The following is a 24,256-nucleotide window of genomic DNA, read 5'->3' as shown; positions in this document are numbered from 1 at the left end:
TTATTTAGGTTTTGAGTTTTTCAACCCTTTCAGAGTTCAAAACTCTGAAAGGGTTAAAACTCTGAAAGGGTTAATGCTATTTTTTACAATTTTTTTGAGCTTCTTGAGCGCGATCTAATCCCCATTTTGGTGAGAAAGCTGTTTCTGGTTTAAAAGTAGCAAAAAGTCCGATAGCTTTATCAATTTGTGCACACATAGGCGTAGTATCCGTTCCCCAGAACTTGGCTCCACCAATTTCGAATTCGGCTTTACAGAATACCACTCTTGGGTTTTCTGGAGCAATGGCCTGTGCTTTACCGTAGAGTCCCATTACTTTTCCAGACAACTTTTGTCCGTTGGTCATTGGGTCATAAGCAATCCAAGCGGTGTGAATCATAGCTTGCATTACTAATAACTCAGGATTGTTTTCGTTTTTGATTAGTTCTACATCCAAAGCGTTTTGTGCTTTTGTCAACAAAGCGGTTACTTCGTCTTTGCCTTTGGTTCTAAAAGCGGTTGTAGTATTTACCAAAGCCACATAATAGTTAGGCAACCAGTTGTTTTTTTCGACTGCTGCAATTCTTTCGAATAAAGCGGCAGCTTCGGTGTTTTTGCCTTCTCCCCACAATTGGAACGCTTTCCCCATTCCTTGTTCATATTGTCCTTGGGCAGCTAATAAACTGCAAATAAATAAAGCGGTGGCGGTTAAAACTTTAATCATAATTTCTATCTTTTTAGTTGTTAATTTCTTTTAGATGGTTGTTGTTATTTTGATGATGTAAAAGTACTACTGATGTAACTGCTGTAAAATTGATTCTGACTGAACTGTCGTTTTTTGAGGATGAATTGTAAACTGATTATACTTTCAACACTATGTGCTTGTTTTGGGTGGCTTGGAATTTAGCGTCTTTGTATTTTGGAGGCCCCATAAACCCTTTGGCATCGTTTGAAGCGGCATAAGCTTCTTTTGGAATTCCCATAAAATTGGTATCTAATTTTCCGTTGCTATTTTCATCGTGAAAAACGCTAATCGCATACTCGCCAGCAGGAAGGTTTTCAAAAGTGACCGTTGCTTTTGCATTTTTGATTAAAGCGACATTGCCTTTGTAGACTTTTTTTAGAAAATGATTTTCGGAATTGTACAATCCGATTAGGACTTGCCCTTTGTTGTTCTTTAGACCAACGATGTCTACTTTGATAGCGACTTGAGCGGTTGCCATTGCACTTATGGCTAAGAACAGGATAAGAACTGATGTTTTCATAATTTATTTTTTTAAGGTTGTTTTATTATGCTGATGTAAAAGTAGTTTGGACCAATCGAAACTAAAATTGATTGCAACTGAACTGTTGTTTTTGGAGGATGAATTGTAGGCATTCGCTTTTAAAAAAAGTTAGCCACTAATTACACGACTTGTCACTAATTGTCATCGAAACTGAAATTGAATGTCGCGAATTCCATCAATAGTAATAATTCGTATCATTAAAACACATTTTTATTCGTAATTCATTAGTGAATTCGTGGTGGATGTTTTTAAAAGCAAATGCCTTGGATGAATTGTAAAAACACTTTTCTTTCCAAAAACACCTTATCTTGCCTCTTAGCCCCGGGAGGAGCGGCATCCTTTGCTGACGGGGTTCGGCAGCAAAGATATAGCGTATCACGGGACAATGCCTGCTGGAAATGCCCTATGCTTACTGCTCCTAATTAACTTATAAATTCTTTAACTGATTGTCGTTTTTGTTGTCGCTGATGGTCCAAAAGAAACCTACGAAAAAGAAACTATCGGCTGTTGGTATAATGGCTCTGCGGTTGTACACGCCCGCTGCATCTGGAGTATTGGCGTACTCGTAGCCAAAGACATTTTGAGTTTGTAAAATATTGGATACGGAGAAATACAGGATTTTTTGTTGCGACACCAAGTACGCCCAATTGAAACTCAAATTATTGAAAGCTTTGGTTTTTCCATTCATAAATTGGGTCTCGTTTGGATTGTTGTACGGACGACCTGTGGCAAACGAATGGGTGAAACCGATTTGTGATTTCCAGTCGGTGATGAAATATTTGGTCACCAAAGACGCTGTATGGTCCGCCACAAAACTTGGAGTGACTTGTTTAGGGAAGTTGCGATAATCGCGTTCGGTATCGATGTAAGAATAGGAAATCCAATATTCTAAATTCTTAATCGAGCTACCATCTCTCCAGAACAAATCGAGTCCTTTGGCGTAACCAGAACCGTTGTTGTTGTACACTGAATTAAACATTGGCGTTGTTGTATTAAATTTTACCAAATTGCTGTAGTCTTTGTAATAAGCCTCGGCTCTAAACGTTTGACGGTCGTTGTTGTATTGAAAGTTTAAGATGTAATGCGATGCTTTTTCGCTTTCGAATTGGTGCATTTTGGAATACTTGATAAAATCGACACTTGGCGCCTGAGTGAAATCGCCATAAGCGAAAGAAAACTGACTGGTTTTATTCAGTTTGTAAGCCAAGGAAACACGAGGAGCAACGGCAGTTTCGTCCAACAAGTCGTTGTATGAGGCACGAACCCCGACTTTGGCAGCAAAGTTTTTTGTGAATAAAATATCGCCTTCGGCAAAAGCTGCTGCTATTGAAGAGTTGTATCCGCTAGTACCACCAAATCCAGAATTTGGCGTGAAATCTTCGTTGAAACGAGTAATAAAATAATCTGTTCCGAAAGCTAGTTTAACGTGTTGTGAAATACTTTTACGGAGTTTGAATTTAAGATGTGAAGCGTTTTCGTCATTGTTTAGTTTATCCAAATCCAAGCCTAATTTGTTTTTGGAATAGCCATAACTCAATCCCGTTGTCACTTGCCAATTGTTTCCAAAACCACCTTTGTAGGAAGTATTTAAGTAAAAGTTGTTATTGTTCAAATTGACTCTGACTTTGTTAGGCGAATTGACGCTTTCTTGATTCAAATCGAATTTAGAGGAATCGAAAGCTGCGTATAATTTTAGGATACCGTTATTGAAGTTGTAGCGGTATACCGTTTCGCCAGAAAGGGATTGAAAAGGATTGTTCCATTCGATATTTTGAGGCACTACTTTTTGATACGGCGCCAAGTTGATGTAAGCAGCATTGACGCTCAACGAGCTTTTTTTCCATTTTTGTGTATTTCCAACGCCCAAACCTACAGTCATTAAGGCGATTTCGGTTTTGTTTTGGTCGGGTTCGTCTTGGGTATTCAATAATAATACACTCGATAAAGCCTCGCCATACTCGGCAGAATAACCTCCAGTAGAAAAAGAGATGCCGCTAAACAAAAACGGAGAAAAGCGTCCGCGAGTAGGCAAATTATTCGTGCTAGCGCCATAAGGCTGTGCTACTCGGATACCATCGACAAAAGTTTGCGTTTCATTGGCTTCGCCCCCACGAACGAACAAACGACCGTCCTCACCCACGTTTTGTGTGCCCGGCAAAGTTTGTAGCGCTGCAATTATATTTCCAGCAGAACCCGCTGTGGTTACAATATCTAAAGGTTTCAACACCGAAACACGAGCTTTGTCTCCTGATTCTAAAGTTCCAGCTGTAATCACCACCGCATCTAAGGTGTTGACATTCTCTTTGAGGGTTATTGTTTTGTCTTTGTAATTCGCAACATCTATTGAAATGGTAGCTGTTTCGTGTATCAAAGAGCTTATGATTAAGGTCGCATTTCCTTTGACTGTGGTTTCGAATGAGAAAAGTCCTTTCTCATCACTTGTGGCGCCATCATAAGTGCCTTCGATATAAATATTGGCGCTAACGACGGGCTTACCTTTTGGGTCAATAACTTTTCCTGAAATGGTGTTTTGAGCCCATGAAGTCATGCTCATTAAAAAAAATAAAGCAAGAAAAAGTTGAAGAAATCGTCTGGTTAGTGTAGTAAAAGTTTTCATTTTGATAGTTTTTTTTAACACAACAAAGATGTTACGAGATTATCGATTCTCTAAAAAGTTTTGACTGAATTGTAGAAAAGTAAGGCTGAATTGTAAAAACGTAAAAAATAGCCGTTTTCTTAATCGTTTTCGACCAAAATTCACTGCATTTTATTCAATTGAGACCCGTTTTAAATATCGGAAAAAAGGAAAAAAACAAGGGACTAAAAAAATGTCTAACCCTTGAAATCATTAAATTTACAGTACAATTTAACACTTTAAAAATGAAAATATATTCAATTGGCTTATTACTACTTTCTATGGTAGTAACCAGCTGCAACGATGCACTACAACAAACCCCTACACTTTCAAATATTGACAAACTTACCTCAGGAAATGAGCGATTTTTAAACAATCGATCGGTTCATTTACACCAAGACAAAGCTGCTGTTATCGCTAACGAAAAAGCACAACATCCTTTTGCCGTAATCATCACTTGTGCTGACAGTAGAGTAAGTCCAGAAATTGTTTTTGACCAAGGAATCGGAGATTTATTCGTGATTAGAAATGCCGGAAATTTGATGTCTGATTTTGCGATGGGAAGCGTAGAATATGCTGTTGAACATTTAAACACAAAGTTGGTGGTAGTTTTGGGTCATACCGAATGTGGTGCTATTAAGGCTTTCGTAGAAGATGAAGAAAGCACAGAAAAACATCCAGCTCATGGTCATATTTCAACTATTATTGAAACCATCAAAAAAGAGGATGAAGAAAAAAACGTTCCAAGACCTCACAAAGAACATCTTAATGAATGTGTAATTGCCAATATCAAACATTCGACACATCAAATCCTAGCCAATGCTTTCATCGATCAAAAAGAAATTCAAGTGGTTCCGATGCTATATGACATTCATACAGGACGCGTTAGTTTGATTAAATAATTCACAGAATCTTTTTTTTTAAAATTCATTGATTTGAAATCTGATTAAAAGAGATATTATTTAAAAAAAATGGCTGCAAATAGCAAAAATTACAACCCATTAAATTCATCCAACTAATTGTAATTAGTTGTAAATGGTATTGATTTTTTTTTTTTAAAACGACAACTAGAAATATAAAAAAAGTGCATTTGTATTTTAAAATAAAATGAAAAAAACATCACTTATTTCAGGGCTGCTACTGTTTATAATACTAGCCATAAACCCTGCTTTTGCTCAAGTGCAATCAGACAACAATAACATTTGGTTTCATTATTTTGGCAAAAACATGATTGGTACAAAAACCTCTGTTTCCTTTGAAGCCGTTATGCGCTATGCCAATGGGTTTAGTGAAAAACAACAATGGTTTGTGCGTCCTTCTGTTGATTATCAGTTTACCAAAAACTTCGTAGGAAGCCTTGGTTACTCGCATTACAACACCTATTCTTATGGTGATCCTGCTATGAATAAAATCAATATTCCTGAAGATCATGTATGGATTCAGGGTACTTATACCATTGCTTCAGGTGATTTTAAATTTGTAAATAGATTACGAGATGAAAATCGTTTTGTTGGGGTAGCCGTGGGGCAAAAAGACCCTGTTTCTGGTCAAACAGATTACAAAATCGATCACCATGATTACCGCAACCGCCTTCGTTATATGCTACTTGTCAATTATAACTTAACTAAAAAAGACGGCAAAACAAAGCTTTTTACCTTTGTAGGCGATGAAGTGTTTATGAATATTGGCAGCAATGCAGGAAGTACCTTTTTAAATCAAAACCGTATCATCGGTGGTTTTGGCTACAATATCAATACGCACCATCAAATTCAATTATCTTATATCCATCAACACATTTGGAATTTAAAAAACACCATTCAAGAAGAAAATCCTACCTTGAGAGTATCTTACATTACCAATTTTAACTTATAATGGTTGTTATTTAAATTCGTTCTTTTTTTCAACAACTAAAAAGTTAATATCTTTGAACCAATAACTTTTAAACAATAACCATGAAATTCTTAAAATTCTTACCTGTTTTATTCTTCTTTTTGGTGGTTTCCAATTTGTCTGCACAAACTACTTTTGAAAAATGGCCTGCTATCAAAACCTTTCACGGGGTAATGTCACAAACTTTTCATCCTGCTGAAGAAGGCGATTTGAATCCTATTAAAACGCGTTCTGAAGAAATAATTCAAAAAGCGAACGCCTTATCAAAAGAAGCAATTCCAGCCGAATTCAAAACGCCAGCCATCTTAGCTTCTATCAAAAAATTGCAAGAAGGTGCTAAAGGTTTGGACAAACTAGTAAAAGCAAAAGGTTCAGATGAAGCTACCCTAAAATCATTGACTGCATTACATGATGTATTCCATGAAATCGTAGGTTTATGTTCTGAAGAAAAACACTAAAACTTCACTATTAATCATAGTAAAAGCTGTCTGTTACGGACAGCTTTTTTTGTTTTCGTAACTTTTGAAAATAAAATTTTTTCAACAAAATAAGATTGCAAAACAGTTTTCTAAAATTAAATTTTACCTTTGACCTTTCAACAAAAACAAACATTATGGTTTATAAATTCAGAGTTATTCTTGATACCGAAGAAGACATTTTTAGAGACATAGCAATACTTGCTGACGATACTTTAGAAGATTTGCACAATGCTATTTTTAACGCATTTGGCTTCGATGGTATGGAGGTAGCTTCCTTTTATACCTGTGACCAAACTTGGAACCAAGAGGATGAAATCCCTTTGTTTGACACCGGAGATGTACCCGGCGAACAACGCACCATGAGCGATTACCCTTTGTCAGATATTTTAAACGAAGCCAATACTAAAATTATCTATGTGTATGATTTCATCAACATGTGGACGTTCTTAGTAGAATTGGCTGCTATCGAAGAACCAGTGGCGGGTGGTACCTATCCAGAAACCTTATTCTCTCACGGCATCATGCCTGCAGAAGCCGGTGAAAAAAACTTTGAAGCCGATATGAACGACGACATCTACGGCGAATTCGAAGACGATCTTGACGAAGACGACCTAGATATGTTTAGTGGTGACGATAGCTTCGAAGACTACGGGTTTGAGGAGAATTGGAACTAGAAGCCCCCTAGCCCCATCCTCCCCAACCCCTCCAAAGGAGGGGCTTTACAATAGGGGAACTACAACGAGATTTCAAAAATGTATTTAATCAAATAAACTGTCCAGTGCTTGACTCCTCCCTTTTGGGGAGGAAGGGAGGGGCTTACCTTAATGATCAACTTATTCAACACCCACATCGAAACGCTTTCCATACATCGTGTTGGAAACAAGAGTCGTAATGAAGCGATCTTCTTATCAGAACAACCTTTTAACCTCAACGATGAAATTGTTCCGTTGATTAAAGAATTCTTCTTGAAACCTTTTAGAGAAAAAGAAGAAAATTACTTTCAATTTGCACACGAAGTAGATTTGGATTACAACGACATGTTCAAATTTGCCACTCAAATTTTTGATAATCCAGGCAGTTTACACGAAGTTTCAAAACAAATTACACAACACTTGTTCGAGCAATCCAATCATCCGCACATCAAGAATGGTGAGGTGTATGTTGCGCACTTAACGAATGTGTCGATAGACAATAATATAGTAGATGCTATTGGTGTTTTTAAAAGCGAAATCCAATCCGACTTTTTGCAATTTGAGGAAAAAGAAACGCATTTGGAGATGATTCTGCAACACGGCGTGAGCTTGAACAAACTCGACAAAGGTTGTTTAATCTTTAACCACAAAAAAGAAGAAGGTTACAAAATATTGACCGTTGACAGCAATCGTTATGATGCGCGCTACTGGTTGGAGCATTTCTTGTCTGTAGATGCTTTTGAGGACGAAAACTTCATCACCAAAAAGTACTTGAAATTTTGTCAAAACTTTGCCAAAGACGTTGTTTTTCCTGCCGAAGACAAAAAAGAAGAAGTGATGTTCATGAACCGCTCGGTGAATTATTTTGCTAAAAATGACCAATTTGAAGAATCGAATTTCTTGAACGAGGTTATTGATAATCCCGATTTGATTCCTGAATTCAAAAACTATAAAGTAGACAAAGGGGAGAAATACAGCATCGAAGATGTGACCTCCTTCCCTATTGCCAATGCAGCCGTTTCGGACGCGAGAAAATCCATCAAAAACGTGATTAATCTCGATACGCATATCCAAATCAAAATGGATTTTATCAATCCAGAAAGTGCCGAAAAATTTGTAGAAAAAGGCTGGGACGAAGAAAAACAAATGTATTACTACCTAGTGTATTTCAACAAAGAAGAGAAAAACTAGATTTCCTGAGCTTAATGCTGTTAATTTCAGCATTTTGTGTTAGGGATTGCAGTGAAAATCCTTTTTGAGGCTTTTTCTGCCTCAAAAAGATTGTAACGTAAAGCCCGACCCTTGTGGTAACGCCCAAATAGTGACCTTAAAAAAATACGGTTTACTATAGAATTAAGTGCTTCTCTTTTACCAAACCAAATCACAATCCTCAATTGCAACCTGCAGTTGAGGATTTTTTTATGAAACTTTTTTTTACTATTCTTAAATTTCGTTCATACGACCACTACTAAAATAAAAGTATCACTTTTACTCTTGAAAATGAGTTTTTTATTACCCTTCGTTTTCATAGTTTTGTTTTAATCAAAAACTAATCAAAATGCCCTTAATAAGGCAACAATACAACCAAAATTATGACAAGAAAAAACATTTTAACAGGCTCGCCATGGGAAGACAAAATGGGATACTGCCGAGCGGTTCGCATTGGAAACATCATAGAGGTGTCGGGAACTGTAGCGATTGTGGATGGAGAAAAAGTGAAGGCAAATGATGCGTATGCGCAAACGCTGAACATACTCGAAAGAGTAGAAAAAGTTTTAGAAGATTTGAATGTAGGGATGAAAGATGTGATTCGAACACGCATTTTCACTACCGATGTAAGCACTTTTGAAGAAGTAGCAAGAGCACATTCGACTTATTTTAAAGACATCAAACCTACGACTGGATTTTATGGTATTAATCAATTGGTAGCGCCAGAATATTTGGTCGAAATTGAATTTACAGCAATTGCACCAGAATAACCTCCCAATATACTATGGAATGTTTAGTTTTGTAACAAAACTAATGATTGCTATTATTTATGACTTTTCACACTATTAAAAACAAAACGCTTACCTTACTACAATGGCTTACTGTTGTATTATTGGTAGGCTTTTTTTCTGGGTCAGCCTCTGCCCTATTTTTACTAGCTTTAGAAAAAGTAACACAAATTAGAACGGATAATTTTTGGATCATTGGTTTATTGCCTTTGGGCGGATTGGCCATCGGATTACTATACCATTACTACGGACAAGCAGTAGTCAAGGGCAATAATTTAATTTTAGAAGAGTACGATGCGCCACAACAGCCTATAGCCTTTAGAATGGCTCCGTTGGTTTTGATAACCACTTTGCTAACACATTTATTTGGTGGATCTGCGGGACGAGAAGGTACGGCTGTACAAATGGGTGCTGCGATTGCCGACAGTATGAAGCGTTTTTTTGGAACCGCAACTATTGATCGAAAGTCTTTACTGATAATGGGAATTAGTGCGGGTTTTGCCTCTGTATTTGGTACTCCATTTGCGGGAGCAATTTTTGCAATCGAAGTGGTTTACTTTAGCAAAATCAACTTCAAAAATTGCGTCCTTTCCTTTGCCGTGGCATTTACCGCTTATTTCACGGTTGAATTGTGGCCGGTAACTCATACACATTACAGTATTCCTGAAGTACCAGCAATGACTATCTCCTTGTTTTTTTGGACAATTCTGGCCAGTATCTTGTTCGGACTCGCAGCATTACTGTTTTCGCGTTCCACACACCTTTGGGGAAATTTATTTAGCAAAACAATTGCTTATGCGCCTTTTCGACCTTTCGTAGGCGGTTGTATTTTGGCTTGGGTAATTTTCAATTTTTCCGTTCAACCTTATATTGGATTAGGAGTACCAGTGATTGTTGAAGCTTTTAGTACTGCAAATCCTTGGTATGCTTTTTTATTGAAAATTCTATTCACTGGTTTCACCTTAGGTGCTGGCTTTAAAGGAGGAGAAGTTACGCCTTTGTTTTTTGTGGGCGCTACTTTAGGAAGTGCTTTGTCGCTTGTTGTTCCGATGCCTATTGCTCTTTTGGCTGGATTAGGTTTTGTAGCCGTATTTTCTGGAGCCACGCACACACCTATTGCTTGTACGATCATGGGATTAGAGCTTTTTGGTTGGGAAAGTGCTCTATACATTGCTTTGGCTTGCACTGTTGCCTACTTCTGCTCTGGTTCGGTAGGAATTTATAAATCGCAAATTGTAAAAGGACCAAAATATCACGTATATCAAAAAATTAAAAATCAATTTCATCCTTTTAAATTCCCAAATTAACACACACTTTTTTTTCATTAGATAAAAAAATGTAATTTCGCAATCTATGAAATTACAAGACATTCAAGCCGTTCAAACGCTTTTAGCTACACCTAAAAAGATTGCCATAATTCCACATCGCGGACCAGATGGTGATGCCATGGGCTCTACTTTGGCCTTATATCATTTTTTACTAAAACAGAATCATCAACCTATTGTGGTTGCACCCAATGAATTTCCGGATTTTCTGGCGTGGTTACCAGGTTCTGAAACCGTAAAAATATACGAAAAGGACAAGGACAATTGTACCGCAATTTTAAAGGATGCCGAACTTGTTTTTACCCTAGACTTTAATGCTTTTCATCGTACCGGTGAGATGGAAACGGTTTTAGAACAACTTACCGTTCCTTTTATCATGATTGATCATCATCAAAAACCCGATGATTATGCCACTATTATGTATTCGGATACGCAATTTGGTTCTACTTGCGAAATGATTTACAACTTCATTACCTATTTAGGTCAAAAATCAAGTATTGATAAAACTATTGCAACTTGCATCTATACAGGTATTTTAACCGATTCCGGTTCGTTTCGCTTTCCAAAAACTACAGGAAACACGCATCGCATTGTAGCCGAATTGATTGATTTGGGTGTTGAAAATACCGTTATTCCAACCCAACTTTTCGACAACAGTTCTTACGACCGATTGCAATTGCTAGGAAGAGCTTTGCAAAACATGAAAGTGATTGCTGAAAAACAAACTTCTTACATTACCCTTACCCAAGCCGAATTGAATGAATTTCATTTTGTAAAAGGCGACACCGAAGGCATTGTCAATTACGGATTAAGCATCAAAGGCATTGTATTCTCGGCTATTTTTATTGAAAATCAAGAAGAAAAAATCATCAAAATCTCGTTCCGTTCTCAAGGTAGCTTTGATGTCAATGAATTTGCTAGAAACCATTTTAATGGCGGAGGCCACATCAATGCCGCAGGAGGAAAATCTGAGGAATCGCTTAGTGATACAGTAGCAAAATTTGAAGAATTAGTGCATCAACTTAATGTATAACCCCATGAATCGTACAAAAAACAATATAATAGTAGTTCTTCTTGCTCTTAGCATCTATAGCTGCCAACAACAACAACAACAAGAAGCAAGACGACCCATTTCGCAAGCCTCGGGTAGTTTTATGAAAAAATCGATCGATCGAAACAAAAAATTGGTTGCTTCTGAAGAAGATCAAATACAAGCGGTCATCAAAAAAAATGCCGCGATCGAATTTTTAGCTTCCAAAAAAGGGTATTGGTATCATGTTTCAAATAAAAACATCACAGATACTCTTACTCCCAAAAAAGGAGATATTGCTTTCTTCGACTATGAAGTGAAAGATTTAAAAGGTAACATCATTTACACTAAGGAAGAAACCCAACCGCAAACCTATTATGTAGACAAGCAAAACATCATGATGGGGCTTCGAGATGGTATCAAATTGATGCATAAAAAAGAAACGTTTGTTTTCATGTTTCCTTCGCACATGAGTTATGGCTATCACGGAGATAATAAAAAAATTGGCACAAATGTACCCTTGCTTTGCACGGTTACTTTAAATAATTTCATGTCTGAACTTGAATTCAAAAAACAAGAAGCACAAAAAACCAAAGCCCTTTTGCCACAAAAAACTATTGTAAAAGACACACTACAACAATAAAATTAATACACTAGAAATGAAAAAAAGAATTATTCTTGGATTACTGACCTTAACAGCATTCTTCTCTTGTAAGAATGAAGAAAAAAACGATTTGCCAGATGGATTATATGCCAAAATTGAAACCAATAAAGGGGATATCATTTTACAACTAGCGTATGATAAAGCTCCTGTAACGGTAGCTAATTTTGTAACATTAGCTGAAGGAACCAATGAATTCATTACCAATCCTAATTTAAAAGACCGTCCGTATTATGATGGGTTAAAATTTCACCGCGTGATCGAAGATTTTATGATTCAAACTGGAGACCCTCTAGGAACAGGTTCTGGTGATGCGGGTTACAAATTCAAAGATGAATTTTGTGAATTTAGATTTGATAAAGCAGGTGTTTTGGCTATGGCCAATAATGGACCAACAACCAATAGCAGTCAATTTTTTATCACGCATTTAGAAACGCCTTGGTTAGACGGAAAACACACTATTTTTGGTCAAGTTGTAGGCAACGGAATGGAAGTAGTCAACCAAATCAAACAAGGGGATCACATGAAAAATGTGACCATTATCAGAAATGGAGAAGCAGCCAAAAAATTCAACGCTGTAAAAACATTCCACGATTATTATATTGTTGAAGCTGAAAATCAGAAAAAATTACAAGCCGAATTAGACGCTTATAATGCAAAATTCAAAGCCGTACAAGACCAAAAAGTAGCCGATTTCAAAGCCTTGAAAGCAAAAGCTACCAAAACCAATACAGGTTTAGAATACGTTATCACTCAAAAAAGCAATGGTAAAACACCTGCTGTTGGAGCCAATGTGTACATTCACTATGCAGGATTTTTAGAAAACGGAACTTTATTTGATAGTAGCATCGAGAGTGTTTCAAAAACTTTCGGAAAATTTGATGCCGCTCGTGCCGCAGCCAAACAATACTTACCAATACCTTTTGAATATGGTAAAAAAGACGGTTTGATTCCCGGATTTATCGAAGGAATTGAAAAATTAAAATTTGGTGAAAAAGCTACTATTTTCATTCCATCTAATTTAGGTTATGGTGCGCAAGGTGTAGGACCAATTCCACCAAATGCTAATATTATTTTCGAAATTGAGTTATTAGAAAAAATGTAGTATTTAGTGAATAGTCATTAGTCCATAGTGATTAGTTATTAGCTATTACTAAGCACTATTCACAACAACTAAGGACTAAAAACTAAGGACTAATTAAAAAACCATCAATACAAATGAAATCGCCATGATTCAAAATCACAAACACTAATGAAGAATGGCGATACCATATTCCTTTAAAAAAACAAATAGTATCTAAATATGAAATCAAAATTGCTTTTTTTGTTATTCTTCGGAATAGTAAGCATCAATGCACAAGTAAAAAAAGTAGCCACTCCTGCTAAAAAACCAGCAGCGAAAACCGCTGTTAATCCAACAAAAGTTGCACCTGGAGAAGGATTATTTGCTACCATCGAAACCAATAAAGGAACCATTGTTTTGGCGCTTGAGTTTCAAAAAACTCCGGTTACTGTAGCTAATTTTGTAAGTTTAGCAGAAGGAACTAATCCTTATGTAAACAAAGAAAAACTAAAAGGAAAGCCATTTTATGACGGATTAAAATTCCACCGTGTAATTAAAGATTTTATGATTCAGGGTGGTGATCCAGAAGGTAATGGTTCAGGAGATCCTGGCTACAAATTCAAAGACGAATTCACCGATTTGAAACACGACAAAGGCGGTATTTTATCTATGGCGAATTCTGGTCCCGCTACTAATGGAAGCCAATTCTTTATCACACACAAAGAAACGCCTTGGTTAAATGGAAAGCACACCGTGTTTGGTCACGTAACCGAAGGAATGAATGTAGTAAATGCCATTGAACAAAACGATGTAATTACTAAGGTTACCATTACACGCAAAGGCGCTTTGGCTAAAAAATTCAATGCAGCCAAAGTTTTCACAGACTATTATGCCAATAAAGCAGAGGATGCCAAAAAACAAGCCGCTATTGATGCTGAAAACAAAGCTAAAAAAGCCGCTTTAGAAGCCGAAGCCAAAAAAGCCTATGAAGCAAAATTCGGTCCCGTAATAAAAGCTAAAGCTGATTACATTGCCTCAGTTAGAGCATCAGGAACAAAAACGCCTTCCGGATTAATCTATCAAATCATCCAAAAAGGAACCGATGTAAAACCAGCTGATGGAACTCCGATTTATTTTCACTACGCAGGTTATTTTGAAGATGGAAACCTGTTTGACAGCAGCTACGAGGACGTCAACAAAGCTTACGGAAAATTCGACGCGAACCGTGCGGCTCAAAATGGCTACCAACCTTTCCCTTTCGAAGCTGGCAAAAAAACAGGCATGATTCCTGGATTTATTGAAGCTTTAGGTATTTTGAATTTAGGAGAAAAAATGATTGCCGTTATGCCATCTAATTTGTGCTATGGAGAAAGAGGTGCTGGTGGAGTAATTCCTCCTAATGCTAATCTTGTATTCGAATTAGAAATAATGGATAAAAAACCAGAAACGAAGTAATTCTAATAATTTCTATAAACAGTCCATTTTGTCAGTTCGAGCGCAGTCGAGAACACTCGTTACATCTCGACTGCGCTCGATATGACAAAACACGATTGGACTTTATAGAAATTGTTTTTGATGTAAAATTCTTTTTGGGACAAAACAAAAAAAACCGATAACAAGTCAAATGTTATCGGTTTTTTTTATGCCTTAGAAAGGCTTATTTCTTTCCAAATTTCCAGTCAAATTCGTCTTTTTGATTGATAATCGCACCAATCTCAAACTTTACTACTTCTTCAAATTCGGTTTGAAGAATAAACCAATTCTCTTCGTTGAAGTAATTTTCAAACGTATCAAATTCTTCTTGTGTAAATTTGGTTATTCCTTTTGCAGCCAAGTCTTTTTTAACCGATGCAATGGGTTTATCAATAATCAAATTACCAAACAATTCCAATTTTGGACTCGAAGCCACGATATAGCCCAATCTCAACTCTTCTTCTTGATAAAAAGTCAAACGCATTTTCAATTTGTTGTACACCAAAATCACGTTATCATCTTCGTCTTTGTAATTGCGGTCTGGCTTACCATAAATGGCGGTCACATCATTTTGTTTCATCCCGAACAAAAGCTGCTCAATCCCGCTTTTTAAATTTATTTTCATATGAAAGTGTGTTAAATTGTATAACTAAAGCGCAAAGGTATTTCCATTTTTTGGGATAACCACCCAATTCCAAAAAATAATATCGAAACATTATTTTAATGACTGTTCGTGACTCGCACTAAAAATCAAAGCGTTTACTATAAACTTTGCGCCTCTGCGCCTTTGCGTGAAATTGACCTCGCAAAGACGCAGAGGCGCAGAAAAAAGAAAAGATAAAGTTTTTGAATAAATCGACATTAAATTTATTCTGTAAAATGGCACAAGTAACTGATATCTAGATTGTTTTTTTTATCAGGAGCAGATACAAAAGGCTTTATCTGGCTACATCGTCCCGCTTTCCGTTACAATCTTATGTCCCGAACCCCGGGCCATAAGGATTTTCACTGCAATCGGGGCTAAAGAGAAACATTGTACCTTTTTGGAAAGAGATTACAATTGTTGCTCCAAATTCATTTTCACATTATCAAACCACTCATCCTTCAAAATACTCAAAATAATACTATCTCTTCGTGTTTCGGAAGTATGTGTAGGCATATGACTTCTCAAAATACCTTCCACCGTACAACCAATGCGCTTCATCGCCGCAATACTGCGTTGGTTATTGGCATCGGCTCTAAATTCTACGCGTTCCATTCCTAAAGTCTCGAAAGCAAAACGAAGCAACAAATATTTGCAATGCTTGTTGAGTCCGGTTCCTCTAAAATCTTTACCATACCAAGTGTAGCCCAATTGCAGCGTTTTGAAATCAAAATTGATGTCATAAAAACGAGTACTTCCAGCATATTTCCCCAATTGTTTATCAAAAACGATATAAGGAAATTCTTTCTGCGTTTCCTTCGCCTTCAACGCTAATTGAATATAGTTTTCGAGATTGGCTTGACCATCGGCTTTTACTAATGAGAATTCCCAAGTTTCGGGTTCGTTTAGAGAAATGGGCAATAAATGAGTAACATCATCCATTTCTAGCGAGCGTAACTGCACACGGTCATTTTCTAAAATAGCGTTGGAAAATAAATTAAAGTTCATAGTATTTAAATAAGTCTTACATCCTTAGTTGATTATTTTTTTGCGAAAAATCAATAGGAATGGGCTTTAGCCCATTCTTAAAAATGAATTTCTTATTGGGCTTTAGCCAAAATCTACACTAATTTCGGCTAAAGCCTATAAATAGTATTCATTATGTCATCCCGCTAAATCGAGATGCAATTGAGTTTAGTGTAATCAATCAACAATCATTATTTTGTTTAAGGGATATTAATCGAATCAGGTTTAAAGATAAAACTTTAAGCGTTGTATCAACCTTAAAAACCATCAAAAATAATCAAAACTATGTAGCGACCTACTTAGCCCAGACCGTAGTGGAAAGCCCGGAGCAAAAAAAATTGATTTTTCTTGTTCTAAAAGAGCGACTAACAGAAGCTCCTTTTAGAATGTAGAAAAATCATTTTTTTTGTGAGGACTTGTAACGGAGCGCTGGAAATAGCTCCTATAAATTATTCATTGAACTCGTCGTAGCGAACAGGAACTTGAGGGTCATAAACTGGACATTTGAACTCTTCGAGCGTGTCGGCCAATAAATTCATCGTTTTTCCATCGGTGCCATAGCAGTCAATTTGGATGCTTTGTGGTGTGGTTTTGACTTGAAAAGCGCCTTTGCCTTTGGTGTTTTTCCAACTGCTGTCGTCTACTTTTTCCCAAGTAGCAAAAACACTATTCAACCGATTGAGAATAACCTCGACAGGTAAATCTTCTAAACCCTCAACGATTTCTTGCTCGACCAAGGCTTCGTAAACCAAATGATGATTGAGGTAAATGCCTTCTTGATAACGCCAAAAAAGTAGTTCGTACATAGGGAAAAGGGGTTAGGGTTGAAGATTATTTAAAATGGTTTAAAGTTTAAGGTTTAAGGTTTAAGGTTGTTTAAAAGATGTAATCGTCAGTTGCTTAAACCATTTTAAACTTTTAAACAATTTAGTATTCGAAAGTACCGTATTCGCTGTTAATGGTTAGTTTCTTGGCATCTGAGGCTTCTACTCTACCTACAATTTTCGCATCGACATTAAACGATTTTGAAATCGCAATAATATCTTGTGCAATAGCTTCTGGCACGTATAACTCCATTCGGTGTCCGCAATTGAACACTTGATACATTTCTTTCCAATCGGTTTTGGACTGTTCTTGAATCAGTTGAAACAAAGGCGGTACTGGGAACAAATTGTCTTTTATGATGTGCAAATTATTGACAAAATGCAAGATTTTAGTTTGTGCTCCTCCGCTACAGTGTACCATTCCGTGTACTTCGTTAGCAGAATATTTATCTAAAATAGCTTTTATAATCGGCGCATAAGTTCTAGTTGGCGATAAGACCAATTTACCTGCATCTATAGGTGAATTTTCTACAGCATCAGTTAGTTTTACTTGTCCAGAATAAATCAATTCTGAAGGCACTGCGGCATCGAAACTCTCGGGATATTTGGCCGCTAAGTATTTCTCGAAAACGTCATGGCGGGCAGAAGTTAATCCGTTACTTCCCATTCCTCCGTTGTATCCTTTTTCGTAGCTAGCTTGTCCAAAAGATTCCAAACCTACAATGACATCGCCTGCTTTTATATTGGCATTGTCAATCACTTTGGAACGTTTCATACGTGCGGTAACCGTAGAATCTACAATGATGGTGCGAACAATATCTCCAACATCAGCTGTCTCACCACCTGTAGAATGAATAGTCACCCCAAAAGTAGCCAGTTCCTGAATTAATTCTTCAGTACCATTAATAATAGCCGAAATCACCTCAGCAGGAATTAGATTTTTGTTTCTTCCGATAGTGGATGAAAGCAAAATATTGTCAGTAGCACCAACGCACAATAAATCATCAATATTCATGATTAATGCATCTTGTGCAATGCCTTTCCAAACAGAAATATCCCCAGTTTCTTTCCAATACATATAAGCTAGAGAGGATTTGGTTCCTGCGCCATCGGCATGCATAATCAAGCAATAGTCTTTATCTTGGGTAAGGTAATCAGGGACAATTTTACAAAAAGCTTGTGGGAATAAACCTTTATCGATGTTTTTAATAGCATTATGCACATCTTCTTTGGATGCCGAAACACCACGTTGTGCATATCTTTTAGAAGTATCTGAACTCATGAAATTAGTTTGTGTTGATGTGGTGCAAAGATAACCAGTTTTTTTAAATTCTCGGTTTAAACCAGAAGTTGCATTACAAAAAAAACCGACAGATTAGAAAATCATATCGGTTTTAAAAACAAAACTAAAAATGAAAAAATATTTATCTCCAATCAGGCATAGAAGCCCTGAAAATAATGTGGCTCTTGAATTCACATCGGATAGATTAACTTTTTGAATTTCACGTGTGGAAACTCCATCATTGGATGAATTTACAAAAATAACCTCAGCTTGATTTGGCGAAAATCGAACATCAAAATCATTAAATCCAGCAACTTTTTTAGATGAAATTTCTTGTGTGGTTTTCGAAAGCGTGTTAAAAATAAACAACCTTGCATCTAAGCTTCTGTATTCAATATTTTGAAAACCGCTTACATCTCTAGAAAAAACGATACGGCTATTATCTACATTAATATCCAACCCACTAAAAGCACCACTTAAACCAGAAGCTACAGTATACAAGACTACCCCGAAGGAGAAATGACATAAATCTCTACATCATAGCCCACATTATTATTTACTTTTAACACGATAGAACTGCCATCAGCACTCCAAACACACTCCGAAATAAATTTACCATTCGGTGTTTGAAAAATGGACACAAGACCTGTACCATCACTATTAATTCGATACAACTTGTCAAAATTGGGATAAATAATTTGATTCCCTGAATGATCCCAACTAAATCCAACATGCTCCATATTAAAACCTGCAATAGGAATAGCATTGGTTACTTTTCTAACGGAAGATCCATCAGCATTCATGGTATAAATATGGTTTTGCGAACCATCGGAACTTATGTATGCAATTTTGTTTGAGTTTACATTGCGCCTAGGTCGGTAACAATTGCTATTCGAAGAGGTAAGTTGCAATTGGTTCCCTTGATCATTCGCTGCAAAAATAACATTGTTCGCATTCACTTTTTTAACTGATAAATACCTACCATCAGGAAATGGAAGTGTTGTGAAGGAAAAAGTAATACTATTTACAGGCTTATTAATCCCGTCTGAAACTGATACTTGCCAAAAATATTTAGTGTTATAACTCAAATTTGACAAATCAAGACTAGCCGTTTTTAGGTCAGCAAAGGTAATCACATCGTTATTAGTTCCATTTTTTAATGTAACAGTGTACACCAAAGGATCTTTGTCAATATCTGAAGCTGTCCAAGTTAGCTTTACATTTAAGGGCTGATTGGTTGCATTGTCAATTGGAGCAGACAAAACAGGTACTTCTGGAGCTTTATTATTAGCAGAAGATACTGATAATTCAAATACAATTTGGCTAGTAGCATTCAAAGTAACATTTGCTGGTTCGAATTTAGCTAAGAAACCTTCCTTTTGAGCCTGAAAAGAATATTCCCCTGTAGGCACATCATTTATGGTGAAATAACCTTCAGCATCGGTAAACACAGTACTCGTTACTGGACTAGAAGATATTTTGGCATTAGCAATCGGCTCGAAACTAATTTTATCAACCACTCTTCCTTTTACAATTCCCTTGCCTACTTCATCTATTTGTTCTTCGCTACAAGCTACAAATAAACCAAAACACACAAAAAGTAATAGATATAATTTTTTCATGTAGAATAAGTATATAATGTTTGAATGATGTTTAGAATACATTAGTTTTTTTTATTTTTTAATTTTTTAGGGAAATAATAGGTCATGCCTAAGCCAAATCGCCAATAATAATCGTCACGAATCCCATTACTGATATAATCTATATTGTCAGAAAAAGTCATATTATACTCTCCATACAATTTTATCCCTAAATTGTTTGAAACTAAATATTCTAGTCCAGCCCCATATTGAACTTTTGAATGAAAATTTTCATATTTTTTGTTAAATCCGGAGCCTGTTCCAATGAAAACATAAGGACTTAAAGCATCATATGGCAATAGCAAAAATTCTAAATTAGCATCTAAAGTCGCATAACCAACATCTAGTTTGTTTTTGTTACCTAGCTTAAATACATTGGTGGAAGCGCTAAAACAAAAGTTGGGCGTGAAATAAAATTTAAACGCGCCTCTTCCCATTGGCTTAGCAATTGGATTTGTATAATCACCATCCATATACGTTACACCTCCCGTTGCTTCTATACCGAAACGCCCTCTTTTTTCTACTCTATCTCTTCCATGAAGTAAAGCCACCTCAGCCTCTTCTTTTTCATCAGAATACTTTGCTATGTAATCATCCACTTCCTTTTTTGGTGCGGAAGATTTCCAAATTCCAGCTTTTAAACCTTCCAAAACCAAGGATTGAACACCTTTTTCAATGGCCTCCGTAACGGCCATATGAACAGGCTCATTTGTAGTAAAACCTGTTTCAACCTCCAACAATCTCTTGAAATTCACATAGCGAAACAAGCTTTGATCAATGGCTTGAGAAAGAATAGTCTTAGAAACGTACACAGACTTTAAAATTTTACCATTAGCGGTAGAAATCATCCTCAAATAAATACTTACTCGATCTTGTCTGTACTTAACCGACCCTCCTGCACCAAAATAACGTGCACCAAAACCGCCTGTTAAAATATTTGAATCATATGAAATTATTCCACCTTCTAATAATACGCCAGCATATAATAAAGGGGTGATTTGAACTTCATTTGGATTAGAACTTTTGGAATATTCCTGACGTGTGGAACGTATAAGATTACGTTCTTGCAATAAATTTCCAATATTCTCTCTTTCAATTGGAACAAACCATTTGGAATCCTCTAGCGCCTTGATTAAAATTGAAGTCGCACCTTGGGTTACTGCAGTGCTAAAAGTACTTCCCGTTTCTGCTTCTTTATATTGTCCAGTTTGATCTCTAAACTTGTAGATCCCAACAACCACAGGTTCTTGAGGTTTAGGTAGGTTTTTTAATAATGAAGTTGCTGGGGTATTTTCGCCAATAACGGCTTTTTGCACTCCTGTAGGTTGATTAAAATAAGCCCCACAACTAGTTAGTAAAATGACCAAAGTCATTAGTATATACTTTTGGCTTTTCATACTATTTTTTTGGTATTATTACAGTAGTTTGTTCTCCTGTATTGGTATCCAAAATAGTCACACTTAGTCCTCCATCTGAAGGATAAATATCTACAGATAAACTTCCAAACGTATACGATCCTTCTGTAAGACCCGAAGTACCAAATTGTTGGGTAAACAGAGATCTAGTAATTTGATTTAATAATTGAGAATTCAAACTCTCTGTAAACTTTTCTAGTTCAGTTTTCTCAACTCTTTCAAGTGATTTATCTTTGAATTTGTTTTGATTTTCTGCAGAACTCATCAACCACTGATAGTTGAAGGTATCTCCACCAAAAGCAGGATTTCGAGGTTTATACACCAAGCTTTGTGCAAAAAAAGCGGGACTAACTAAGCCAATAAAAAGTAGGGTTAAAATTGGTTTCATGGTTAAAATAATAAATTAGTATTGAATGAAATATTTGCTTTGTTTTTCTAGTTCTTTAAAAAAATAAAAAGTACCCTCAACGGCTTCTTGAGCTACCGATTCTAAATACTCGTCATCTGGACGAGCAATAAATTCATAAACTATTGAATTATCTATACTTATTATTATTTTTGTATTTCTTGCAAAAGTGAATTCTTCACCTATGCTTACAATTTTCTTAGCATTTATTCCTATCTCATTATACTTGTAATAATAACGATCATAAAAATCTTGTCCAATTCGTGTTTTTGTTTCATTAAGCACTACCCCACGCAACTCAAAACCATCGATCGGTATTTTTATATCAACTTTTTTTTTTGCTCACCAAGGACGACTCTATCTTTGCTAATGATCTGTTTGCTTTCATCAAAAAAAACTAACATTACAATTACTTCATCACCATCTTCAATATTTATTTGAGTACTGGATAATTTTTTAAATTCCCCAGCGTTCAAAGTAAACATACCTTCTTGAGCATTATTAGTTTGATTATTACTTTTACTATTTTTTTTAATAACAGTTAATTTATAGCTAGCACTTTTTAAAATATCTGAACTGTTCTCTGCTGTTCCTGTAAGAATAGTATTTCCTTCCATGTTCTTAATTTCAATTTTAGCCTTAACCTCATCTTGAGTTACTTGTGCGTAACTTAGATTGATAAAGAATAAAAAAAGTAAAAAACACTTAATTTTAAACATGACGCTATTTTAAATTGACTACTATAACTGTTGATCCATTTCCACTTTGTGATATTTTCATGTCTTTGGAAAGTGAATTGGTCCCAAAAGAGTGAATATTTTGATTGTTTCCTGTTTGCATAAACTCCATAGAAACTGAATGTCGAGAATAACCACCGATATCAAAAACGTTGTTATTATCTCCTTTTTGCATTATTTTCTGTTGTACCGTAAAGGCTTCCTTTGAAACTATAATACTATTGTTATTCCCTTGTTGATCTAAACTTATTTCTGTACTCCTTGCTATAACATCAACATTTGAACTATTAAAATTTCCAATTTGTTGTATAAAAATTCCATTAGTATTGCCAACAGTCCCTTTGATTTTTTCTGATTGATTGGACAAAATCAATTGTTTCTCAGCTTTACTAAAATTATCTTCTAAACCAAACTGGTTTTGAGCATAAAACTTAAACTGAAAAAGAAAAAATAATGCGATACATAAAATTAAATTTTTCATGTTGGAAAATTTTTAAAAAAAACTGGATGAATTGCAGTATGCACAATTCATCCAGTTAAAATAATTCTTAATTAGATTGAAGCACTAAAGCCATATTTCCTGTTCCATTTTGGAAAGTCGCGCTAATATGACCTGTACCTGTTTGGCCTGTACCAGACATATTGCCGTTTCCAATTTGCAAAGATCTTGAGAAATTACCGTCTCCAAATTGACTTGTAGCAGCTAAGTTACTTTTACCATATTGATACGTTTTAGTGTCGTTTCCATTACCTTCTTGCCAACTCAAAGATTCATTAAATTGTCCACCTTGACTAGTGTAGGCTTTGTTATCATCACCAATTTGCATTTGTGCTGCCAAATTTGATCCGTGTGGTGCAAAAGGTACAGCAACTGAACCTACTGCAGATATATTAATTGATCCAAAATCAGCGGCTGCAGGCAAATCATTCCCAAAAGTACCTTGGTCTACAGCTGCATAGTTGTTATTTCCATCTTGTGCTTGTAAAGCTTGATCACTTCCTAAAGATCCAGCTTGGTCTTGCCAAATTATTGCTTTGTTCCCATCTCCTACTTGCAATTGAGCTGCAAAATTATTAAGGTTAGATTGTGAGATAAAGGCATCATTATTTTCGCCAAGTTGAATTTGACTAGATGTATTACTATCACCACTTTGAACAGATAAAGCAACATTACTCAAGCCCATTTGATCTTGAACTGCATCATGATTTGTACCAAACTGCTGTACAGTGGCAGTATTACTATTGCCTACTTGCTTTTGCCATGAAGTATTGTCATCACCAGTTTGAGTGGCCTTTGCAGTATTTCCAGCTGATTGATTAGGTCCAGAGCTTTGATCTTGCGTTGCTGTATTTCCATCACCAGTTTGTGTCACTGTAGCCATATTATTATCAAATCGTTGCTTTTGACTAGAAGTATTCATATCGCCTGTTTGAGATGTCGATGCAATATTATCCTCAGCATTACCTACTCCTTGATCGATTTTTGCCTTATTCTTGTCACCCAATTGCATAACAGACCCTAAATTACGATCGCCTGCTTGTTTAACATCTGATTTGTTTTTCTTACCTGTTTGCGCTACCTGAGCATCATTTTCATGTCCACCATCAACGAAATTAGACCCTAATTGATTAACTTTTGAATCATTTGCGCTTCCAGTTTGTGTTACTGCTACATTATTACCTGTACCTACTGAACTAACTCCACTAGTGTTTGCTTGTGCAAATCCGAGAACTGAAACAAGCATCGCAGAGACGCTTAAAATTACTTTTTTCATG

The 24,256-nt window shown here is 36.1% G+C and carries 26 protein-coding genes; 11 read left to right on the top strand and 15 right to left on the bottom strand.

What is annotated here, in order from left to right:
- Window positions 1-76: 76 nt before the first annotated feature.
- The 3 genes from BXU11_RS06720 to BXU11_RS06710 form a co-directional block, all read right to left on the bottom strand.
- Window positions 77-700, bottom strand: coding sequence for a hypothetical protein (locus BXU11_RS06720; protein WP_078211469.1), 624 nt, complete (start codon window positions 698-700; stop codon window positions 77-79).
- A gap of 136 nt (window positions 701-836) precedes the next feature.
- On the bottom strand, window positions 837-1,241 hold the full coding sequence (locus BXU11_RS06715) for a DUF2141 domain-containing protein (protein ID WP_024981122.1): 405 nt from the start codon (window positions 1,239-1,241) through the stop codon (window positions 837-839).
- A gap of 448 nt (window positions 1,242-1,689) precedes the next feature.
- Window positions 1,690-3,879: a TonB-dependent receptor gene (locus BXU11_RS06710; protein ID WP_078211467.1), complete on the bottom strand. Its 2,190-nt coding sequence runs from the start codon at window positions 3,877-3,879 to the stop codon at window positions 1,690-1,692.
- Between the two features lie 263 nt (window positions 3,880-4,142).
- On the opposite strand from BXU11_RS06710, the gene BXU11_RS06705 reads away from it, so the two are divergent.
- The 11 genes from BXU11_RS06705 (at window position 4,143) to BXU11_RS06655 (ending at window position 14,489) form a co-directional block, all read left to right on the top strand.
- Window positions 4,143-4,799 (top strand): carbonic anhydrase, encoded by a 657-nt coding sequence (locus tag BXU11_RS06705; RefSeq protein ID WP_074917619.1) that lies wholly within the window; start codon window positions 4,143-4,145, stop codon window positions 4,797-4,799.
- A 205-nt stretch (window positions 4,800-5,004) separates the two neighbouring features.
- Window positions 5,005-5,769: a DUF2490 domain-containing protein gene (locus tag BXU11_RS06700; protein WP_078211465.1), complete on the top strand. Its 765-nt coding sequence runs from the start codon at window positions 5,005-5,007 to the stop codon at window positions 5,767-5,769.
- Between the two features lie 80 nt (window positions 5,770-5,849).
- A complete protein-coding gene (locus tag BXU11_RS06695) occupies window positions 5,850-6,245 on the top strand; it encodes a hypothetical protein (protein WP_024981126.1) in 396 nt (131 codons plus the stop codon).
- 155 nt (window positions 6,246-6,400) lie between these two features.
- The gene (locus tag BXU11_RS06690) at window positions 6,401-6,940 is read left to right on the top strand and encodes a hypothetical protein (RefSeq protein WP_024981127.1); all 540 of its coding nucleotides are present in this window, start codon (window positions 6,401-6,403) and stop codon (window positions 6,938-6,940) included.
- A 150-nt stretch (window positions 6,941-7,090) separates the two neighbouring features.
- A complete protein-coding gene (locus BXU11_RS06685; RefSeq protein WP_024981128.1) occupies window positions 7,091-8,149 on the top strand; it encodes a nucleoid-associated protein in 1,059 nt (352 codons plus the stop codon).
- Between the two features lie 401 nt (window positions 8,150-8,550).
- Window positions 8,551-8,937, top strand: coding sequence for a RidA family protein (locus BXU11_RS06680; protein WP_024981129.1), 387 nt, complete (start codon window positions 8,551-8,553; stop codon window positions 8,935-8,937).
- 59 nt (window positions 8,938-8,996) lie between these two features.
- Window positions 8,997-10,262 (top strand): chloride channel protein, encoded by a 1,266-nt coding sequence (locus tag BXU11_RS06675; RefSeq protein WP_078211462.1) that lies wholly within the window; start codon window positions 8,997-8,999, stop codon window positions 10,260-10,262.
- 46 nt (window positions 10,263-10,308) lie between these two features.
- A complete protein-coding gene (locus BXU11_RS06670) occupies window positions 10,309-11,313 on the top strand; it encodes a bifunctional oligoribonuclease/PAP phosphatase NrnA (protein WP_078211460.1) in 1,005 nt (334 codons plus the stop codon).
- Window positions 11,314-11,317: 4 nt separating this feature from the next.
- Entirely contained in the window at window positions 11,318-11,953 is a 636-nt protein-coding gene (gene gldI / locus BXU11_RS06665) for a gliding motility-associated peptidyl-prolyl isomerase GldI (RefSeq protein WP_078212130.1), read from the top strand.
- A gap of 16 nt (window positions 11,954-11,969) precedes the next feature.
- On the top strand, window positions 11,970-13,076 hold the full coding sequence (locus BXU11_RS06660) for a peptidylprolyl isomerase (protein WP_024981133.1): 1,107 nt from the start codon (window positions 11,970-11,972) through the stop codon (window positions 13,074-13,076).
- A 198-nt stretch (window positions 13,077-13,274) separates the two neighbouring features.
- A complete protein-coding gene (locus tag BXU11_RS06655; protein ID WP_078211458.1) occupies window positions 13,275-14,489 on the top strand; it encodes a peptidylprolyl isomerase in 1,215 nt (404 codons plus the stop codon).
- 202 nt (window positions 14,490-14,691) lie between these two features.
- On the opposite strand, the gene BXU11_RS06650 is transcribed toward BXU11_RS06655, so the two are convergent.
- The 12 genes from BXU11_RS06650 to BXU11_RS06600 form a co-directional block, all read right to left on the bottom strand.
- Window positions 14,692-15,132, bottom strand: a complete 441-nt coding sequence (locus tag BXU11_RS06650; protein ID WP_024981135.1) for a hypothetical protein — start codon at window positions 15,130-15,132, stop codon at window positions 14,692-14,694.
- Window positions 15,133-15,561: 429 nt separating this feature from the next.
- Window positions 15,562-16,158 carry a GNAT family N-acetyltransferase gene (locus BXU11_RS06645; RefSeq protein ID WP_078211456.1) on the bottom strand — a complete coding sequence of 199 codons (597 nt, stop codon included), beginning with the start codon at window positions 16,156-16,158 and terminating at the stop codon, window positions 15,562-15,564.
- Window positions 16,159-16,625: 467 nt separating this feature from the next.
- The gene (locus BXU11_RS06640; RefSeq protein ID WP_024981137.1) at window positions 16,626-16,982 is read right to left on the bottom strand and encodes a hypothetical protein; all 357 of its coding nucleotides are present in this window, start codon (window positions 16,980-16,982) and stop codon (window positions 16,626-16,628) included.
- Between the two features lie 121 nt (window positions 16,983-17,103).
- Window positions 17,104-18,282: an AIR synthase related protein gene (locus BXU11_RS06635; RefSeq protein WP_078211454.1), complete on the bottom strand. Its 1,179-nt coding sequence runs from the start codon at window positions 18,280-18,282 to the stop codon at window positions 17,104-17,106.
- Between the two features lie 93 nt (window positions 18,283-18,375).
- Window positions 18,376-18,783, bottom strand: a complete 408-nt coding sequence (locus BXU11_RS18040; RefSeq protein WP_223253684.1) for a hypothetical protein — start codon at window positions 18,781-18,783, stop codon at window positions 18,376-18,378.
- A gap of 2 nt (window positions 18,784-18,785) precedes the next feature.
- Window positions 18,786-19,904, bottom strand: coding sequence for a carboxypeptidase regulatory-like domain-containing protein (locus BXU11_RS06630; RefSeq protein ID WP_223253683.1), 1,119 nt, complete (start codon window positions 19,902-19,904; stop codon window positions 18,786-18,788).
- Between the two features lie 41 nt (window positions 19,905-19,945).
- The gene (locus BXU11_RS06625) at window positions 19,946-21,319 is read right to left on the bottom strand and encodes a CsgG/HfaB family protein (RefSeq protein WP_024981140.1); all 1,374 of its coding nucleotides are present in this window, start codon (window positions 21,317-21,319) and stop codon (window positions 19,946-19,948) included.
- 1 nt (window position 21,320) lies between these two features.
- Window positions 21,321-21,725: a curli production assembly/transport component CsgF gene (locus BXU11_RS06620; RefSeq protein ID WP_024981141.1), complete on the bottom strand. Its 405-nt coding sequence runs from the start codon at window positions 21,723-21,725 to the stop codon at window positions 21,321-21,323.
- 15 nt (window positions 21,726-21,740) lie between these two features.
- Window positions 21,741-22,028, bottom strand: coding sequence for a curli production assembly/transport protein CsgE (locus BXU11_RS06615; RefSeq protein WP_223253682.1), 288 nt, complete (start codon window positions 22,026-22,028; stop codon window positions 21,741-21,743).
- A gap of 35 nt (window positions 22,029-22,063) precedes the next feature.
- The gene (locus BXU11_RS06610; RefSeq protein WP_078211452.1) at window positions 22,064-22,462 is read right to left on the bottom strand and encodes a hypothetical protein; all 399 of its coding nucleotides are present in this window, start codon (window positions 22,460-22,462) and stop codon (window positions 22,064-22,066) included.
- Between the two features lie 4 nt (window positions 22,463-22,466).
- Window positions 22,467-22,961, bottom strand: coding sequence for a hypothetical protein (locus BXU11_RS06605; protein ID WP_078211450.1), 495 nt, complete (start codon window positions 22,959-22,961; stop codon window positions 22,467-22,469).
- Window positions 22,962-23,028: 67 nt separating this feature from the next.
- Window positions 23,029-24,255, bottom strand: coding sequence for a hypothetical protein (locus BXU11_RS06600; RefSeq protein WP_189318511.1), 1,227 nt, complete (start codon window positions 24,253-24,255; stop codon window positions 23,029-23,031).
- Window position 24,256 lies beyond the last annotated feature (1 nt).

Source organism: Flavobacterium sp. LM5, assembly GCF_002017945.1.
GTDB classification, from domain to species: domain Bacteria; phylum Bacteroidota; class Bacteroidia; order Flavobacteriales; family Flavobacteriaceae; genus Flavobacterium; species Flavobacterium succinicans.
This window is presented reverse-complemented; position numbering and strand designations above follow the sequence as displayed.

Bases quoted from the DNA above. Each gene is read 5' to 3' on its own strand.
- BXU11_RS06660 (WP_024981133.1), top strand. From the start codon at position 11,970: ATGAAAAAAAGAATTATTCTTGGATTACTGACCTTAACAGCATTCTTC.
- BXU11_RS06640 (WP_024981137.1), bottom strand. From the start codon at position 16,982: ATGTACGAACTACTTTTTTGGCGTTATCAAGAAGGCATTTACCTCAAT.
- BXU11_RS06690 (WP_024981127.1), top strand. From the start codon at position 6,401: ATGGTTTATAAATTCAGAGTTATTCTTGATACCGAAGAAGACATTTTT.
- BXU11_RS06680 (WP_024981129.1), top strand. From the start codon at position 8,551: ATGACAAGAAAAAACATTTTAACAGGCTCGCCATGGGAAGACAAAATG.
- BXU11_RS06695 (WP_024981126.1), top strand. From the start codon at position 5,850: ATGAAATTCTTAAAATTCTTACCTGTTTTATTCTTCTTTTTGGTGGTT.
- BXU11_RS06610 (WP_078211452.1), bottom strand. From the start codon at position 22,462: ATGTTTAAAATTAAGTGTTTTTTACTTTTTTTATTCTTTATCAATCTA.
- BXU11_RS06630 (WP_223253683.1), bottom strand. From the start codon at position 19,904: ATGAAAAAATTATATCTATTACTTTTTGTGTGTTTTGGTTTATTTGTA.
- BXU11_RS06685 (WP_024981128.1), top strand. From the start codon at position 7,091: ATGATCAACTTATTCAACACCCACATCGAAACGCTTTCCATACATCGT.
- BXU11_RS06635 (WP_078211454.1), bottom strand. From the start codon at position 18,282: ATGAGTTCAGATACTTCTAAAAGATATGCACAACGTGGTGTTTCGGCA.
- BXU11_RS06715 (WP_024981122.1), bottom strand. From the start codon at position 1,241: ATGAAAACATCAGTTCTTATCCTGTTCTTAGCCATAAGTGCAATGGCA.
- BXU11_RS06675 (WP_078211462.1), top strand. From the start codon at position 8,997: ATGACTTTTCACACTATTAAAAACAAAACGCTTACCTTACTACAATGG.
- BXU11_RS06705 (WP_074917619.1), top strand. From the start codon at position 4,143: ATGAAAATATATTCAATTGGCTTATTACTACTTTCTATGGTAGTAACC.
- BXU11_RS06700 (WP_078211465.1), top strand. From the start codon at position 5,005: ATGAAAAAAACATCACTTATTTCAGGGCTGCTACTGTTTATAATACTA.
- BXU11_RS06655 (WP_078211458.1), top strand. From the start codon at position 13,275: ATGAAATCAAAATTGCTTTTTTTGTTATTCTTCGGAATAGTAAGCATC.
- BXU11_RS06720 (WP_078211469.1), bottom strand. From the start codon at position 700: ATGATTAAAGTTTTAACCGCCACCGCTTTATTTATTTGCAGTTTATTA.
- BXU11_RS06605 (WP_078211450.1), bottom strand. From the start codon at position 22,961: ATGAAAAATTTAATTTTATGTATCGCATTATTTTTTCTTTTTCAGTTT.
- BXU11_RS06650 (WP_024981135.1), bottom strand. From the start codon at position 15,132: ATGAAAATAAATTTAAAAAGCGGGATTGAGCAGCTTTTGTTCGGGATG.
- BXU11_RS06645 (WP_078211456.1), bottom strand. From the start codon at position 16,158: ATGAACTTTAATTTATTTTCCAACGCTATTTTAGAAAATGACCGTGTG.
- BXU11_RS06670 (WP_078211460.1), top strand. From the start codon at position 10,309: ATGAAATTACAAGACATTCAAGCCGTTCAAACGCTTTTAGCTACACCT.
- gldI (WP_078212130.1), top strand. From the start codon at position 11,318: ATGAATCGTACAAAAAACAATATAATAGTAGTTCTTCTTGCTCTTAGC.
- BXU11_RS06625 (WP_024981140.1), bottom strand. From the start codon at position 21,319: ATGAAAAGCCAAAAGTATATACTAATGACTTTGGTCATTTTACTAACT.
- BXU11_RS06620 (WP_024981141.1), bottom strand. From the start codon at position 21,725: ATGAAACCAATTTTAACCCTACTTTTTATTGGCTTAGTTAGTCCCGCT.
- BXU11_RS06710 (WP_078211467.1), bottom strand. From the start codon at position 3,879: ATGAAAACTTTTACTACACTAACCAGACGATTTCTTCAACTTTTTCTT.
- BXU11_RS06600 (WP_189318511.1), bottom strand. From the start codon at position 24,255: ATGAAAAAAGTAATTTTAAGCGTCTCTGCGATGCTTGTTTCAGTTCTC.